This window comes from Streptomonospora nanhaiensis, assembly GCF_013410565.1.
Classification (GTDB): Bacteria; Actinomycetota; Actinomycetes; order Streptosporangiales; family Streptosporangiaceae; genus Streptomonospora; species Streptomonospora nanhaiensis.
The window spans coordinates 5,330,040-5,343,997 of the sequence record NZ_JACCFO010000001.1 but is presented as its reverse complement, the minus strand read 5'-3'; the positions used below and the strand labels follow the sequence as shown (position 1 = coordinate 5,343,997).

Annotated in this window: 14 protein-coding genes and 2 tRNA genes; 1 reads left to right on the top strand and 15 read right to left on the bottom strand. The window is 69.5% G+C overall.

The window, feature by feature from the left end:
- Positions 1-114: 114 nt before the first annotated feature.
- The 5 genes from clpX to HNR12_RS23700 form a co-directional block, all read right to left on the bottom strand.
- A complete protein-coding gene (gene clpX, locus HNR12_RS23720) occupies positions 115-1,383 on the bottom strand; it encodes an ATP-dependent Clp protease ATP-binding subunit ClpX (protein WP_179769638.1) in 1,269 nt (422 codons plus the stop codon).
- Between the two features lie 261 nt (positions 1,384-1,644).
- Positions 1,645-2,313 carry an ATP-dependent Clp protease proteolytic subunit gene (locus HNR12_RS23715; RefSeq protein ID WP_179769637.1) on the bottom strand — a complete coding sequence of 223 codons (669 nt, stop codon included), beginning with the start codon at positions 2,311-2,313 and terminating at the stop codon, positions 1,645-1,647.
- 49 nt (positions 2,314-2,362) lie between these two features.
- Complete coding sequence (locus HNR12_RS23710) at positions 2,363-2,968, bottom strand: ATP-dependent Clp protease proteolytic subunit (RefSeq protein ID WP_179769636.1); 606 nt, start codon at positions 2,966-2,968, stop codon at positions 2,363-2,365.
- A gap of 243 nt (positions 2,969-3,211) precedes the next feature.
- On the bottom strand, positions 3,212-4,684 hold the full coding sequence (gene tig / locus HNR12_RS23705) for a trigger factor (protein ID WP_179769635.1): 1,473 nt from the start codon (positions 4,682-4,684) through the stop codon (positions 3,212-3,214).
- 211 nt (positions 4,685-4,895) lie between these two features.
- A tRNA-Pro gene (locus tag HNR12_RS23700) sits at positions 4,896-4,970 on the bottom strand.
- Between the two features lie 112 nt (positions 4,971-5,082).
- On the opposite strand from HNR12_RS23700, the gene HNR12_RS23695 reads away from it, so the two are divergent.
- Positions 5,083-5,156 (top strand) — tRNA-Gly (locus HNR12_RS23695).
- Between the two features lie 104 nt (positions 5,157-5,260).
- On the opposite strand, the gene HNR12_RS23690 is transcribed toward HNR12_RS23695, so the two are convergent.
- The 10 genes from HNR12_RS23690 to HNR12_RS23645 all read right to left on the bottom strand — a co-directional run bounded on the left by HNR12_RS23690 (position 5,261) and on the right by HNR12_RS23645 (position 13,700).
- Complete coding sequence (locus tag HNR12_RS23690; protein ID WP_179769634.1) at positions 5,261-6,424, bottom strand: site-specific integrase; 1,164 nt, start codon at positions 6,422-6,424, stop codon at positions 5,261-5,263.
- Positions 6,424-6,648 (bottom strand): helix-turn-helix domain-containing protein, encoded by a 225-nt coding sequence (locus HNR12_RS23685; RefSeq protein WP_179769633.1) that lies wholly within the window; start codon positions 6,646-6,648, stop codon positions 6,424-6,426. The genes HNR12_RS23690 and HNR12_RS23685 overlap by 1 nt, the downstream gene beginning before the upstream one ends.
- A complete protein-coding gene (locus tag HNR12_RS23680) occupies positions 6,648-8,321 on the bottom strand; it encodes a replication initiator (RefSeq protein ID WP_179769632.1) in 1,674 nt (557 codons plus the stop codon). Before HNR12_RS23680 ends, HNR12_RS23685 begins: the two co-directional genes overlap by 1 nt.
- The gene (locus tag HNR12_RS23675) at positions 8,321-9,739 is read right to left on the bottom strand and encodes an FtsK/SpoIIIE domain-containing protein (RefSeq protein WP_179769631.1); all 1,419 of its coding nucleotides are present in this window, start codon (positions 9,737-9,739) and stop codon (positions 8,321-8,323) included. Before HNR12_RS23675 ends, HNR12_RS23680 begins: the two co-directional genes overlap by 1 nt.
- Positions 9,739-9,969: a hypothetical protein gene (locus HNR12_RS23670; protein WP_179769630.1), complete on the bottom strand. Its 231-nt coding sequence runs from the start codon at positions 9,967-9,969 to the stop codon at positions 9,739-9,741. Before HNR12_RS23670 ends, HNR12_RS23675 begins: the two co-directional genes overlap by 1 nt.
- Positions 9,970-10,083: 114 nt before the next feature.
- Positions 10,084-10,500, bottom strand: coding sequence for a plasmid replication, integration and excision activator (locus tag HNR12_RS23665; RefSeq protein WP_179769629.1), 417 nt, complete (start codon positions 10,498-10,500; stop codon positions 10,084-10,086).
- Between the two features lie 124 nt (positions 10,501-10,624).
- Positions 10,625-11,446, bottom strand: a complete 822-nt coding sequence (locus HNR12_RS23660) for a protein phosphatase 2C domain-containing protein (RefSeq protein WP_179769628.1) — start codon at positions 11,444-11,446, stop codon at positions 10,625-10,627.
- On the bottom strand, positions 11,443-12,291 hold the full coding sequence (locus tag HNR12_RS23655) for a sigma-70 family RNA polymerase sigma factor (RefSeq protein WP_179769627.1): 849 nt from the start codon (positions 12,289-12,291) through the stop codon (positions 11,443-11,445). The genes HNR12_RS23660 and HNR12_RS23655 overlap by 4 nt, the downstream gene beginning before the upstream one ends.
- A gap of 134 nt (positions 12,292-12,425) precedes the next feature.
- Positions 12,426-12,827 (bottom strand): ATP-binding protein, encoded by a 402-nt coding sequence (locus HNR12_RS23650; protein ID WP_179769626.1) that lies wholly within the window; start codon positions 12,825-12,827, stop codon positions 12,426-12,428.
- An 87-nt stretch (positions 12,828-12,914) separates the two neighbouring features.
- Positions 12,915-13,700 (bottom strand): Scr1 family TA system antitoxin-like transcriptional regulator, encoded by a 786-nt coding sequence (locus HNR12_RS23645; protein ID WP_179769625.1) that lies wholly within the window; start codon positions 13,698-13,700, stop codon positions 12,915-12,917.
- Between the last annotated feature and the right edge of the window lie 258 nt (positions 13,701-13,958).

Here is a 13,958-nt window from a genome sequence, read left to right as displayed (position 1 = left end):
CCGCCCCGGCCCCGCGCCCCTTCCGCCCTCGGACCCCGGCGTAAACCGCCGCGGGCCGCACCCTGGGGGTGCGGCCCGCGGCGGTGTGCTGTCCGGGTGCGGGAGGGGCGCCGCTCAGGCGCTCTTCTCCTCGCGCTCGGGCCCGCGCTTGGTGCGCGGCACGATCGTGGGGTTGACGTGCTCCAGGACGGCCTCGCGGGTGATGATGACCTGGCCGACGTCCTCGCGGCTGGGGACCTCGTACATCACCGACAGCAGGACCTCCTCGATGATGGCGCGCAGCCCGCGCGCGCCGGTACCGCGGATGATGCCCTGCTCGGCGATGGCGTCGAGGGCGTCGTCGGTGAAGTGCAGCTCGACGTTGTCCAGCTCGAACAGCCGCTGGTACTGCTTGACCAGCGCGTTGCGCGGCTCGGTCAGGATGCGGATCAGCGCCTCGCGGTCGAGGTTGTGCACGCTGGTGATGACCGGCAGCCGGCCCACGAACTCCGGGATCATGCCGAACTTCAGCAGGTCCTCGGGCATGACCTCGGCGAAGCCCTCGGGGGTCTCGCCGGCCGGCCGCAGCACGGCGTTGAAGCCCATGCCCTGGCGGCCGGTGCGGGACTCGATGATCTTCTCCAGGCCGGCGAACGCGCCGCCGCAGATGAACAGCACGTTGGTGGTGTCGATCTGGATGAACTCCTGGTGGGGGTGCTTGCGCCCGCCCTGCGGCGGCACGCTGGCGGTGGTGCCCTCCAGGATCTTCAGCAGGGCCTGCTGCACGCCCTCGCCGGAGACGTCGCGGGTGATCGAGGGGTTCTCGCTCTTGCGCGCGACCTTGTCGACCTCGTCGATGTAGATGATCCCGGTCTCGGCCTTCTTGACGTCGTAGTCGGCCGCCTGGATCAGCTTCAGCAGGATGTTCTCGACGTCCTCGCCCACGTAGCCGGCCTCGGTCAGCGCGGTGGCGTCGGCGATGGCGAAGGGCACGTTGAGGATGCGGGCGAGGGTCTGGGCGAGCAGGGTCTTGCCCGAGCCCGTGGGGCCCAGCAGCAGGATGTTGGACTTGGCGATCTCCACGTCCTCCTCGCGCGGGCGGTCGTTCTCGGAGCGCACGCGCTTGTAGTGGTTGTAGACCGCCACCGACAGCGCCTTCTTGGCCTGCTCCTGCCCGATCACGTAGGAGTCGAGGAACTCGTAGATCTCCCGGGGCTTGGGCAGGCTGTCCCACTTCAGCTCGGTGGAGTCGGCGAGTTCCTCTTCGATGATCTCGTTGCACAGATCAATGCACTCGTCGCAGATGTAGACGCCGGGGCCGGCAATGAGCTTCTTCACCTGCTTCTGGCTCTTGCCGCAGAACGAGCACTTCAGCAGGTCTCCACCGTCGCCGATGCGTGCCACCCAGCCACTCCTTAAAACGTAGGCCACCCCGTCATCGGCCACCCGGCGGCGCCGCGAAGGCGGATGACGTGCCCCTGTGTCGAGCAAGCTACCGCTTCTGCAGGATATGCGCTCCCGGGAGGCCGTGGGCGGAGCGATCTGTGCGTCGTTCCTCCGAGACTAAGCGAAGTTGCGGACCGGCTTCACCACACCGTCGGGGACGGCGTGTGGTGCGGCCGGTCCGCCGATTCGACGCCTCGGTCGACCGCCCTGCTCAGGGATTCAGGACGAGGTCTTGAGGGAGGTCTTGCGGTACGGGAGGACGTAGTCGACGATCCCGTACTCCTTGGCGCCCTCGGCCGTCAGGATCTTGTCGCGCTCGATGTCGCGCGAGATCTGCTCCTGGCTCTGGCCGGTGTGGCGGGCGAGCGTGACCTCCATCTGCTCGCGGATGCGCATGATCTCGTTGGCCTGGATCTCGATGTCGCTGGCCTGGCCGTGGGTGCCCTCGGTCGCGGGCTGGTGGATCAGCACGCGGGCGTTGGGCAGGCAGCCGCGCTTGCCCTTGGTGCCGCCGGCCAGGAGCACGGCGGCGGCCGAGGCGGCCTGGCCGATGCACACCGTCTGGATGTCGGGGCGCACGAACTGCATGGTGTCGTAGATCGCCATCAGCGAGGTGAAGGAGCCGCCCGGGGAGTTGATGTACATCTGGATGTCCCGGTCGGCGTCGATCTGCTCAAGGGTGATGAGCTGCGCCATGATGTCGTTGGCGGAGGTGTCGTCGATCTGCACCCCCACGAAGATGATCCGCTCCTCGAAGAGCTTGTTGTACGGATTCATCTCCTTGACGCCGTAGGACGTGCGCTCGACGTAGGAGGGCAGGATGTAGCGGCTCTGGGGGCTCATCGGCGCCATACCGCCGCCATAGGGGCTGGGGTTGTACTCGGTCATGTTCTGGCCTTCCACACTGCACCTGTCGACACGGACGGGAGGACTCCGGCTACCTGCTCTGCTCGCCGGTCACGTCGAGAGTGCCTTCGAGCACCTCGTCGATGAAGCCGTAGTCCTTGGCCTCCTGCGCGGTGAACCAGCGGTCGCGGTCGGCGTCCTTCTCGATCTGCTCCTGGGCCTGGCCCGTGTGCAGCGAGACGCGCTCGAAGAACATCCGCTTCACGTAGAGGAGCTGGTCGGCCAGGATGCGGATGTCGGAGGCGGTTCCCCCGATCCCGCCCGAGGGCTGGTGCATCATGACGCGGGTGTGCGGCAGCGCGTAGCGCTTGCCGGCGGCGCCGGCGCACAGCAGGAGCTGGCCCATGGAGGCGGCCATGCCCATGCCCACGGTGCGGACGTCGTTGGGGATGTACTGCATGACGTCATAGATCGCCATGCCGGCGGTCACCGAACCACCGGGGGAGTTGATGTAGAGCGTGATGTCCCTGTTGCGGTCCTCGGCGGACAGCAGCAGCAGCTCACCCACGATGCGGTTGGCGATCTCGTCGTCGACCTGCTGGCCGAGGAAGACGATGCGCTGGCGCAGCAGGCGCTGCGACGTCTGCTCGTACATCGAGGGAATAGGCGACTCGGCCGTACGGGCATCGATTCGCATGGACTCGTTGAAGGTCGGCGGCACTCTCGTCACCTGCTCCGGAATCGAAACGGTTGCGACGCTTGCGACACTAACGCGCGGCGGGGACCTGCTCGCACGGAACAACGGCCTGTTCGCTTTGAGCGCAGGTCCACCGGCCCCGACCAGGGGCGCCGTGAGCACGCGAGCCCCGCACCCGGAAAGCCGGGGGTGCGGGGCTCGGTCGGGGCCGTCGCGGCGCGCGGCCGCGGACGTCCTGGCGTGCTACTTGCGGTCGGCCTCGGCGGACTCCGCCTCGGCGGCGGGGGCGTCGGCGGCGGCCGGCTCGGCGGCGGTGTCGTCGCCGTCCAGCTCCTCGGCGCCCGCGGCGGTGGCGGCCTCGACGTCCTCGACGGTCTCGGCCTCCTCGCCGTCCTCGGCGTCGGAGTCGGCCTTCGGCGACTCGATCACGTTGCCGGACTCGTCGGTGATGACGGCCTTGCTGAGCACGAGGTCCATGGCCTTGGAGCGCACGACCTCGGTGTAGGCCACCCGGATCTGGTTGGTCTCAACCAGGTGCTGGGCGAGCTGGTCGGGCGAGACGCCCATGCGCTGGGCCTGCTCGACCACGTACTGGCTCAGCTCGCTGTTGTCGGCCGACAGCTCCTCCTGGATGGCGAGCTGGTCGAGGATGAAGCCGGCCTTCACGGCCGAGGCGGCGCCCTTGGCGAGCTCCTCCTCGAACTCCTCCTCGGTCTGCTCCTGGGTCTCCAGGTAGGCCTCCTTGGTCAGCCCGCTCTGGGCGAGCTGCTGCTCCAGGCTGTCGCGGCGGCGCTTCAGCTCCTCCTCGACGACCGACTCCGGCAGCGGGATGTCGATGGAGTCGACGAGCTTCTCCAGCGCGCGGTCGCGGCCCTGGGCGAGCTGCTGGAGGCGGCGCACCTGCTCCATGCGCGAGCGGATGTCGGCGCGCAGCTCCTCGATGGTGTCGAACTCGCTCGCCAGCTGGGCGAACTCGTCGTCGAGCTCGGGAAGCTCCTTGACCTTGACGCTGTGCACGGTGACGGTGACGTCGGCCTCGCGGCCCTCGTACTCGCCGCCGACCAGCTTGGTGGCGAAGGTGGCGGAGTCGCCCGCGGACATCCCCTGGAGGGTGTCGTCGAGCCCTTCGAGGACGGTGTTGGTGCCGACCTCGTAGGACAGGCCGCTGGTCTGGACGTCCTCCAGCGGCTCGCCGTCGGCGGCGGCGGAGAGGTCGATCGAGACGTGGTCGCCGACCTCGACCGGGCGGTCCACGCCCACGAGGGTGGAGAAGCGCTCGCGCAGGTTGTTGACCTGGTCCTCGACCTGCTCCTCGGTGGGCTCGGCGTCGTCGACCGTGACCTCGAGGCCCTCGTACCCGGTGACCTCGAACTTGGGGCGGACGTCGACCTCGGCCGTGAAGGCGAGTTCGGCGTTGTCCTCCAGCTTGGTGACCTCCACGTCGGGCTGGCCGAGCGCGAAGATCTCCTCCTTCTGGATGGCCTCGTTGTACAGCTCGGGAACGGCGTGGTTCACCGCTTCGCTGATCACCGCTCCGCGCCCGACGTGCCGATCGATCAGCCGAGCCGGCGCCTTACCCGGGCGGAAGCCCTTGATCCGGACCTGCTTGGCGAGCGACTTGTAGGTCACGTCGAAGGCATGCTCAAGTTCCTCGAAGGGAACCTCGATGGTCAGCTTGACCCGGGTCGGGCTGAGCTCCTCGACATCGGTCTTCACGGGGCGGTACTCCTAGATTTCCGGCAGTTTTCCGGGACGACCCGGCACGCATGGCGCACTCCCGACCCGTACGCGGAGGTACCGGCGGGCCGGCGCAGGCTGAGGCACCGAGCTGTGGGCCTGACACTGGCTTTGACGTTTTCCTGCTGATCGTGCCAAGTCTAGGGCAGTCAGCCGGACCATGACCGCGCACAGCCGCCCGGGCATCTCGTCGGGGAGGCGGGATTCGAACCCGCGGCCTCATGCTCCCAAAGCATGCGCGCTAACCAAGCTGCGCTACTCCCCGTGGACCTGGCGCCGATACCCGCGAAATCAGTGCACAACCCGCGCTGCGGAGACTGTAGTCTGTCCCTGTCGGCCCCAAGAGTCTAGAGGAAACTCCGGGCCGTCGGCGCCATGCGGGCGTAGTTCAATGGTAGAACTCCAGCCTTCCAAGCTGGCCGTGCGGGTTCGATTCCCGTCGCCCGCTCCACAGAGCAAGGGGCCAGGTCAGCCCGGAGCATCCGGAGACCTGGCCCTCATTCATGCCGGGAGGCGGCGCACCCGCCGTGCCACACACGTGCCACAACCGCCGGTTCAGCCCCCGCCTGAGGCCGCTTCCGGCCCTCCGGAGCCCTCTCGTTGCTCCCGCTCACGCGCCTCTGCCAACTCCCGCGCCGCCCGTTCGCCGAGACTGTCCGCCAGCGCGCGGGCGCGGTCGTCCCTAGCGTGCAGGTAGATGAGCGCGGCACGGGTGCTGGAGTGGCCCATCCTGGTCATCAACTCCCGCAGCGAGGCCCCCGCTTCGGCGGAGTACGTGTTGCCCGCGTGCCGGAGGTCGTGGAAGCGGACTCCCGCGAGCCCGACCGACGCACGTGCCCTCACCCACAACTGTGAGAAGTTCGACCGCAGCAGCGGGTTGCCCCGCTCTCCCACAAAGACGAGTCCGTCCGGTCCCGGAGCGGCGAAGGTGTCGAGATGTGCGCGGAGGTCGGCCACGATCAGCTTGGGGAGCTGTACGGTCCGCCGACTGGCCTTCGACTTGGGCGGCCCGAAGCGCACGCCCTTGAGCTCATAGGCCACCTCACGGACGGTGACGGTACGCCCGTCGAGATCGAGACAGCGACGCCGCAGCCCGGCCAGCTCGCCCCACCGCAGACTGCCGAACGCGGCGAGGAGCACGAGCGCGCGGTAGCGCGGTGGAACGGCGTCGGCGAGTTTGTACACCTCGGCCACGGACAGTGCCGGGCGCTCCTCGCTCTCCTCCTGACCGGCGCCCTCGATCCGACAGGGATTGTCCTTGACCAGGCGGTCGCGGACGGCGGTGTTCATCACAGCCCGCATCAGGCGGTACGCCTTGGCCACCGTCACTTTTCCGACGTTGGCCCGGCGGCGGGAGGCCCGCCACGCGCGGACGTGCGACTCCCGGATGTCCTTGAGGAGCGCGTCTCCGAAGGTCGGGTCCAGATGGAGGCGAAGAAGACTTCGGTAGAGGTCCGCCGTGCGCGGAGCGAGGTCCCGTTCCGCCACCCATTGCTCGGCGTACTCGGCGAAGCGGACGGCCCCGGCGTCCGGATCGAACCAGTCGCCTTGGACGATCTCGGCTTCCTTGAGCGTCAGCCAACGTTCCGCCGCCTTCTTCGTGGCGAACGTCATCGGAGCGTTACGGAGGCGTCCGTCCGGCCCGCGATACCGTGCCTGGAAGCGCCCTGAGGCGAGCACCCGCACGTTGCCGAAAGACCGCTTTTTCTCCCCTGGCATTACGCTGCCCTCCTCATCCGCAGCCGCACCGGCTCAACCAGACCGGCGGCTATGAACTCGTCCAGCGCCGTTTCAGGGATGCGCACGTGGCGCCCCAGCTTGACAAAGGTGATGCGTCGCTCCTCAATGAGGCGGCGGGGATAGCGCTCACTGGTGTTGAGCCGTTCGGCCACCTGCGCCACCGTCAGCAGCCGCCCAGAAGGGTGCTTGTCTTTGCCGGTCATCACGCTGCCCTCTCAGTTGCCGAAAGACTGCCGTGCCGTGCCGCGTCGAGTTGGGCGCGGCGTTTGAGGGCTTCTCCGACCGCGCGCAGCAGGCGGTGTTCGCGGGGCGGGACGTCGGGGTCGGTGGGCCGTGCCAGCTCCCAGGCGTGGTTGCCCGAGGCCACCGGCGCGAGCGCCGGCGGTTGGGCGGCATGGTCCTGGCCCTCCTCGCCGGGACGGACGCCCAGCGCGTTCAGCACCCAGGTCAGGCGGTCGGCCTTGTGGTCGGCCATGGTCTTTCCCGACCACTTGCGCGAGACCAGCACCCGGCGCCCGGCGTAGCCGAGGTGTTCGCGGCGATGCGCCTTGGACCGGCAGAACCCCGGCACCATCCCCGGCTTGGGGTTGTCGGGCTGGACGCCGTAGCGCAGCCAGTTCGCGCAGCGGGGCGAGCAGGGCTCGAACCGCAGGGTTTCGACGAGCCGTTCGATGTGGCGCTCTTGTGCGTCGGTCTCCACGGCGTGGCATTCGGCGATGTCCTTGGTCAGGTACTTCGCCAGGTAGCGAACACACCGATCGGCGTCGGGAGAACCGGCGAGCACGCCTTTGGCTTCCACCTGCGGCCCGAAGCGGACCACGTGCAGGGGTTGGGCGTGGGGGTCGGCGTCGAGGGCGTCCAGCGCCTCATCCCAGGTGGGCAGCACCTCCCCCGTGCGGGGATCGACGTAGGTGGTGGCGTCTTCGTCCCAGACGGGCAGGTTCGCGCCGTCGTAGGCCACGGTGTCGGCCGGGGGCCACCAGACCTGGTGGTAGGTGGCGGCGGCGATCTGGCGCAGCTCCGCGCGCGGAATCGTGCCGCGCGTGGCCATGTGCAGGTGCGGCGCGAGACGCCGTTGGGGTTCGACGGTGGCGAAGTACTGGATGTCGAACCCCGCCACCCGGCGGAGGTTCTGCACGAAGCGGTCGATGAGCTTGGAGAAGTGCAGTGCGTCGCGCGCGGCACGCCGGTAGTCATACGTCGAGGGATCGACCGGGGTACCGTCCGAGCGCACGCGGCCGTAGGTGTCGCAGGTCAGGGTGATGAACAGCGACGGCCGGAACGTCTTGCCCGTGGCCGGGTCCTCGAAGGTCCGGCCCACGGTGGTGGGTGCCTTTTGCCGCTTGGGCAGCTCGGGGGCGTCCTGGCGGCGTCTGGTGGAGCGCACCCGCCGGGAGCGCCCCGAGGCCGAGGTGTTCCGGGTGACCGAGCCGCGCAGGCCGGAGGCGGTGATCTCGGCGTCCAGGTCGGCGATGGCCGCATCCAGCGCGGCCACCTCATTGGGAGTGGCGCGGCCGGCCGCCACGAGGCGGTCCCGCTCGGCGGTGACCATCGCCCGGCGTTCGACCCAGGCGCGTTGCACCTCGCTGGCGGGATCGGGAGCGATGGTCGGGTCTTCGGTGAGGTGCCAGCCCTCTTCGCACTGGGTGCGGCGGATCGATCGCTTCCGGCGGGCACACGCCGGGCACCGCGACTCCAGCGTGGAGTTGCAGGGCACGTCGATGATCTCGGTCCGGCCGGTGGTGATGTCGGTGCGGCGCAGCGCCACCGGCCGGATGCACACCCCCTTCTCGGCCGCGATGGTCTCGGCTACCTCCCGCGCGAGCGGCTGTGCGAGGCGTTCGGCCCGCGTGCTCTTACCGGTCGGGGTGGGCATCAGCCCTCCACCCCGGTCGGTGCCGCCTCAGCGGTCATGTGGTCGATATCGGCATCGGAGACGAACGCGGCACGTACCCGGACGGGGACCGGTGAGCCCTCCAGCTTCACAAACCCCACCCCGGGTAGTTCGGGGTCGATGAGGTGGGCGTTGGCGCCCCGGTCGCGGGCTCCCTCACCGAGCACCATGTCCACCTGGGAAGCTTCGTCCAGACGCAGGGCGATCTTGTCGGGGAACAGGTTGCGCAGGTTCAACACCTCCTTTCGGGGGTCCTGGAGCGCGGCCAGGACGCAGAACCCCACCGACCGGCCCTGGCTGGTCAGGGTGGCGATGGCGTTCTCGGCGCGGCGGCGGATGTCGCGGTCGGGGTGGTAGGCGGTCAGGAACGCCACCTCATCCAGCACCACCACCGTGAACGGGTCGCGGACGGTCGGCACGTGCACGCGTTGGCGTCCGGCGTAGCGTTCGGCCCGCTCCTGCATGGCGGCGACCGCCGCTTCCAGGAGGGCCACCGCGGTCTCGGCGTCGGCCGCGTAGTGGGCGAACAGGGCAAGCCCGTATGACAGCTCCATGCGCTTGGGGTCGATGGCCCACACCTCGGCGATACCGGCCGTGATCGCTGAGGACATCGCCCGGATGGCCGACCACAGCACCGACCCCTTGCCCGCCCCGGTGACACCCACGGTTAGGACGTGGGTTCCGTGCAGCCGCAGCAGCCAGGGTTCCCCGTCCTCACAGATCCCCACGGGCAGGGCCGCCAGGTCCGGGACCTCGGGGATCGGGAGGGCGTCGATGGGGTCGGCGAGGGTGTCATAGCGAGGGAACTCCAACACCACATCCCTGGGTCCGCGCACCTCGATGCGGCAGGAGGGGGCGCCGAAGCCGTGCGCCAGCTCGGTCACGCGCTTTTCGAAGTCGGCCGGGGACGTGCCGGCCACGATCCTCACCCGCACCCGATCGGCCCACGCCGAGCAGGACACCCCGCGAATCTGGGGCAGGTACTGGCGTTCGAGGTAGCTCTCGGCCAGGCCCGACACGACGAGGACGGGTTGCCAGTGGCGGCGGTAGACCCACAGTCGGCGCCAGGTCGCCAGCGCCCGCAGCGCCACCACCTCGCGGAACGAGCGCGGCCAGCGCCGCCACCACACCAGCAGCACCACGTCAACGACCGACCAGAGCACGGCGAGGCTGATCCAGCCGCCGAAGTGGTAGGCCGCGATCGAGGCGCCCAGGGCGCTCACCGCGACGGGGAACTGGGCGGGCAGCAGCATCAGGGCGCGCAGGAAGCGCCAGAGCCACCCGGTGAGGATGAAGATCCCCGGCGTCTCAACGACCGGGGTGGTGAAGCGGATGGTGCGCGCCGGAACCGGCGCGGTCGGCTGCACCTGCGCGGCGCCAGCACTCTTGCGGCCCAGCATCAGAAACCACCCGCCTCAACATCGTCGGTGGAGCGGGCGGCGGCCAGTTCGGCGCGCGCCGCCTCAGCAACCGCGTGCGTCTCCGGATCGGCCGTGGACTGGGCGATGCGGTCGAGCAGGGAGGACTTCCAGGCCAGCAGCGCCACGCCGTCACCGGTCGAGCGGGAGCGCAGCGCGGCCAGGAAGTCGGCGATCTCACGCGGACTCACCCGCGCGGTTCGGTCGGACATACTGAAGACACCTCTTCTGCCATCACGTGATTGGGAAGTCGCGGATCAGAGGGGTTGAAGGGGCGGCCGGGTGCGCCAACACCAACGGCCGCCCCGCTTGGGTTCAGCGGCTGGTTAGGCGGCGTCCTTGGCGCCCGCAGCCGCCGGGGCCTTGCGCGGGGCCGGGGTGCCGGGGGTCTTCACGCCCCGCGCCCGCAGCGAGTACGCCACCCGAGGACGGCGGCCGGACTCGTCCACGTAGGGCATGACCGACATGGCCTCGAACTCGATCGGGCGGAACGGCAGACCCGGCACCTCCGCAGGCAGCACCGGGCAGTGCTCGGCGGCCACCTTGACCTTCACCGACTTGGCCTTGCCACGCGCGTCCGGATCGGCGTCGATCACGTCCACCGCCCACAGCGGCAGCCCCGTCGCCTTGTCGAGCTGCGGGCGCTTGGTCTCGAAGTCGGTCACCGGCTCCACCCCCAGCGCGTAGGCACCACGCGGGAACACCGTCCCGAACTCGATCGGCAGCGCACCCTGAATCGCCATCTCATAGCCCTTTCACTCGGCTGTACACCCCCCTAGACAATGTGGACCGGCCGCCACAGCAAGTGCTGTCTAGGGGTATGGACAGAAGATAGCTTGCGGCGCCCGCGATTGTCTAGGGGGGTACTCAGTCTTCGGCGTGTCCGTAGACCACGGTGGCGTCGTCATGTGCCTTACCGCGCGGCCAGCGGAGCCCGTCCGGATCGCTGTCTTCGGCGCGGCGCACCTGGCGGATCAGACCGGCCGGACCCTCAGCGGAGAGGGTGTCGAGAGTGTCACGCCAGGTGGCCAGGCCGAACCGGTCGGCCAGGCGGCTCGCGCCGTCGCTGAGCAGCGCCATTGAGGCCACCTCGTCACGGCGCACGCGGCCGGTGATCGCCTCGTCAGCGGCGGCCGGATCGGTGTTGGCGACCCAGAACCCGCCCGGCCGGTTGCGGTGGTCGGCCAGCGCGGCGACGTAGTCGCGAAGGGCGCGCGCGTGCTCGGGCGTACCGGTCGCGAGCGCGTCCATGGGCTTGCGCAGCTCCCGGCCGACCATGGCCTCCCGGTCGTCGGTGACCACCTCGGGGGCGTCGCCGACGCGGTCGAAGACCAGCACGGAATCGGCGAGCACCAGGTACTCGATGTCGGTCGTACCCCACCGCACGGCGACCACGGTCGCCGATGGGGTGTCGGAGTGCTTCAAGTCGCAGGTGTCGGCGTGCAGGCGGTTCACCCGCTCGATGCTGGCGCCCAGCGCCCCGGACAAGGTGGCATCGGCGCCAAGGGCACCCAGCAGCAGCCCGCCCAGCGTCCGCGCGAACCAGGCGACGCCGTGAAGGCATCCGGATTCCGTGCCCGGAGGAGTACCGGCGCCGTCCAGGAGCACGGCGGCGTTCGCCCCCACGGCGGCGAAGTCCTCGTTGGGGCGGTCGGGCTTGCCGGGGACGGTGGCCAGGCGGAAGCTCACGCCGTGTCCCCGTCGTGGCGGTACAGCGGGGTCGCCATCTCGGTTTTCACTGGTTCGTTGGTGTCGGGGTCGTACTCGGTGCGGATCAGGACGGAGAACCGCCCGTCGCCGACCTGGCCCCACAGGGTCGCGATGTCGGTCGTCAGCCAGTGCGCCACGCCCAGCGACCCGGCCGGGTGGATGCCCGCGATCGCCAGCAGCGAGCCCGCGCCGTCCGGCCGGGGAAGGCGGCCGAGATAGCCGAGGTCGCTGGGCGAGGGCGGTGTCTCATCAGAGCCCGCGAAGTGCACTTCCCCGGTGCGGGTGTCGCGAAGGCACCAGGGGCGGCCTTCCTCACGCTCCCACCGGAACACCGGGTCCTGGGCGTAGGTGTCGCGCATGGCTTCCGACATCCGAGGCCCGCACACGACCACGAGCCCGGGACGGTTCAGGTCCACCGAGCCGTCAACGCCGACGTGGTCGTCCCGCACAGTGAGGTCGTAGGAGCGCGCGAGGTCTTCCAGCCGCTTGCCGGTGTTGACGTCGTCCAACGACACGGCCGCGCGAGGCTTGCCCGGCTCGGGCCGCAGTGGCGTGATGACCGTGACGGTCCCCGAGCCGAAGAACGCGCCTTCGGGCGCCGGGCCGGTGTGGCGGATCTGGTGGATGCGCCCCCGGCTTAGACCCGCCTGCGCGGCGATCTGGGCATAGGACAGGCCTTGCGCGTGCAGCTCCTGAATCGTGCGGCGGCGCAGCCGGGCGAGGTCGGTCACCTCCTGCTGGGCTTCCCCCAGGCGTTCGGTGGCGGCGCGTAGCAGAGCGAACGGATCCTCGATCGCGGCGATACGTTCATACTCGCTGGACATCGGCCCTCTTTCATCGTCTGCGCCAGGCGCTGACAACGAGTCTAGGTCCCTAGACAAAGAGGGCTCTATGACCTGGCCGGACGTTGAGCTGACGGCGTTGAACAGCCGTCGGCGCCGAGGAATGCGCGGTCCGGTCATGAAGGCGCGTCAGTGACCAGCTTCGCCCAGACGCGCAGCCCGAACGTATCCGGCTCAAAGCCCCATTCCTTGGATACGGCGGCGACGATGCCCAGCCCGCGCCCGCTGTCGTCGCGGATGTCGATGGTGCCCAGCGGGCGGGCGTAGGGCTTGGTGTCCGAGGAGCCGAGATCGACCACGGCCACGTGCGCCATGTCGGGTTCGCTGTCCACGAAGACGATGAAGGGTCCGCACCACGCCCCGCTGAGGGAGTGCCGGACGGCGTTACTCGCCAGCTCGCTCACGACCAGTTCGGCGTCTTCGGCAAGAGGGTGGTCGTCCAAGACCGCGCGGGTGAACGCCCGCGCCTGAGCCACCTCGGCGGGCATGCCGGGGAACATGCGGGACCAGCTGACCATCGCAACCACCACCGTCTAGAGGGCTATACACCGCAGTGATGTGCAGAGTAAGCCACCAGTGGCCGTCTATTCAACGCATACGGAAAATCATCCTGTCAGCTTTGCCAGGTCCCGGCGGATCCGGCGCAGCAGTTCGCGCATTGGCTCTCCCGTGATCGCCGCCTCTTCGAGCCGGGCGTGGGCGTCGCGGTAGGAGGCAACGACACCGGGTTTGGTGAGGGTCATCACGGCCGTGTAGGTCTCCACCACCACCGCTTCGTCGCCGAAGACGGTGAAGCCGTGCGGTGGAACGACGGGGACCGGTGCCTGCCACGGGATGACGCCCAGGTGGACGCTGGGCAGGTCGTCGGCCGCAAGGATCCGATCAAGCTGTCCCGGCATCGCGGTCCCGGAATCCGGCCAGGTGCGCAGAGCGCCTTCCGTGATGACGCAGCGGAATACGCGCGTGGAACCCGGGGCCGGTTGCGCCAACGGCGACTCGGCCAGGCCCGCGGCGCGGGCGTACTCCGGTGAGCGCAGCGCGCGGGGGATCACCGCCGACTGGAACTCCCGCACGGGCGCCGTGCCCCGCTCCCACCGCCGGGGAGCGTTCGGCTTCAAGGAGACACCGACGTCAACACGGTGGTCGGCCAATGCCGCATAGGCGTCCCGCACGCGCGTGCGGAGTCCGTCAGCGACCTCGGGAGCGATCGGCAGCGCGGCCACGAACTTCTCAACGATCGCCGGAGTGCCCACACGCTGGCCGTTCTCCACGCGAGACACCGCCGACTGCGCGATCCCAGCGCGGCGCGCCAGCTCCCGACCGGACAGACCCGCAGCCGTCCGCATCGCGCGCAGTTCGCCACCAAGTTCCCGAAGCCGTTCGTCACCCATACTCGACGGTTCTACAGGATCGCCCGGCTCACTCGCTCCGCGTGGCAGCACGTCATGATCATTGCCGAATTGGGCTGTACGGGATCAAGGCGACGGCGCTTCGCGCCGTCGCTCCCGGCGCGCCGCCCGCCGCTCGGGCTGCGGGCTGCCGCCCGGTCCCGAGCGGCGGGCGGGGCCAACGGAAGCCCACCCGCGTGTAAGCTGATTTCGCAGGGCCTTGTGCAGCCCTGCACAATTGCTCAGAACACAAACTAAAGC

Bases quoted from the DNA above. Each gene is read 5' to 3' on its own strand.
- HNR12_RS23690 (WP_179769634.1), bottom strand. From the start codon at position 6,424: ATGCCAGGGGAGAAAAAGCGGTCTTTCGGCAACGTGCGGGTGCTCGCC.
- HNR12_RS23675 (WP_179769631.1), bottom strand. From the start codon at position 9,739: ATGCTGGGCCGCAAGAGTGCTGGCGCCGCGCAGGTGCAGCCGACCGCG.
- HNR12_RS23650 (WP_179769626.1), bottom strand. From the start codon at position 12,827: ATGGTCAGCTGGTCCCGCATGTTCCCCGGCATGCCCGCCGAGGTGGCT.
- HNR12_RS23645 (WP_179769625.1), bottom strand. From the start codon at position 13,700: ATGGGTGACGAACGGCTTCGGGAACTTGGTGGCGAACTGCGCGCGATG.
- HNR12_RS23710 (WP_179769636.1), bottom strand. From the start codon at position 2,968: ATGCGAATCGATGCCCGTACGGCCGAGTCGCCTATTCCCTCGATGTAC.
- HNR12_RS23655 (WP_179769627.1), bottom strand. From the start codon at position 12,291: ATGTCCAGCGAGTATGAACGTATCGCCGCGATCGAGGATCCGTTCGCT.
- HNR12_RS23670 (WP_179769630.1), bottom strand. From the start codon at position 9,969: ATGTCCGACCGAACCGCGCGGGTGAGTCCGCGTGAGATCGCCGACTTC.
- HNR12_RS23665 (WP_179769629.1), bottom strand. From the start codon at position 10,500: ATGGCGATTCAGGGTGCGCTGCCGATCGAGTTCGGGACGGTGTTCCCG.
- HNR12_RS23680 (WP_179769632.1), bottom strand. From the start codon at position 8,321: ATGCCCACCCCGACCGGTAAGAGCACGCGGGCCGAACGCCTCGCACAG.
- HNR12_RS23685 (WP_179769633.1), bottom strand. From the start codon at position 6,648: ATGACCGGCAAAGACAAGCACCCTTCTGGGCGGCTGCTGACGGTGGCG.
- HNR12_RS23715 (WP_179769637.1), bottom strand. From the start codon at position 2,313: ATGACCGAGTACAACCCCAGCCCCTATGGCGGCGGTATGGCGCCGATG.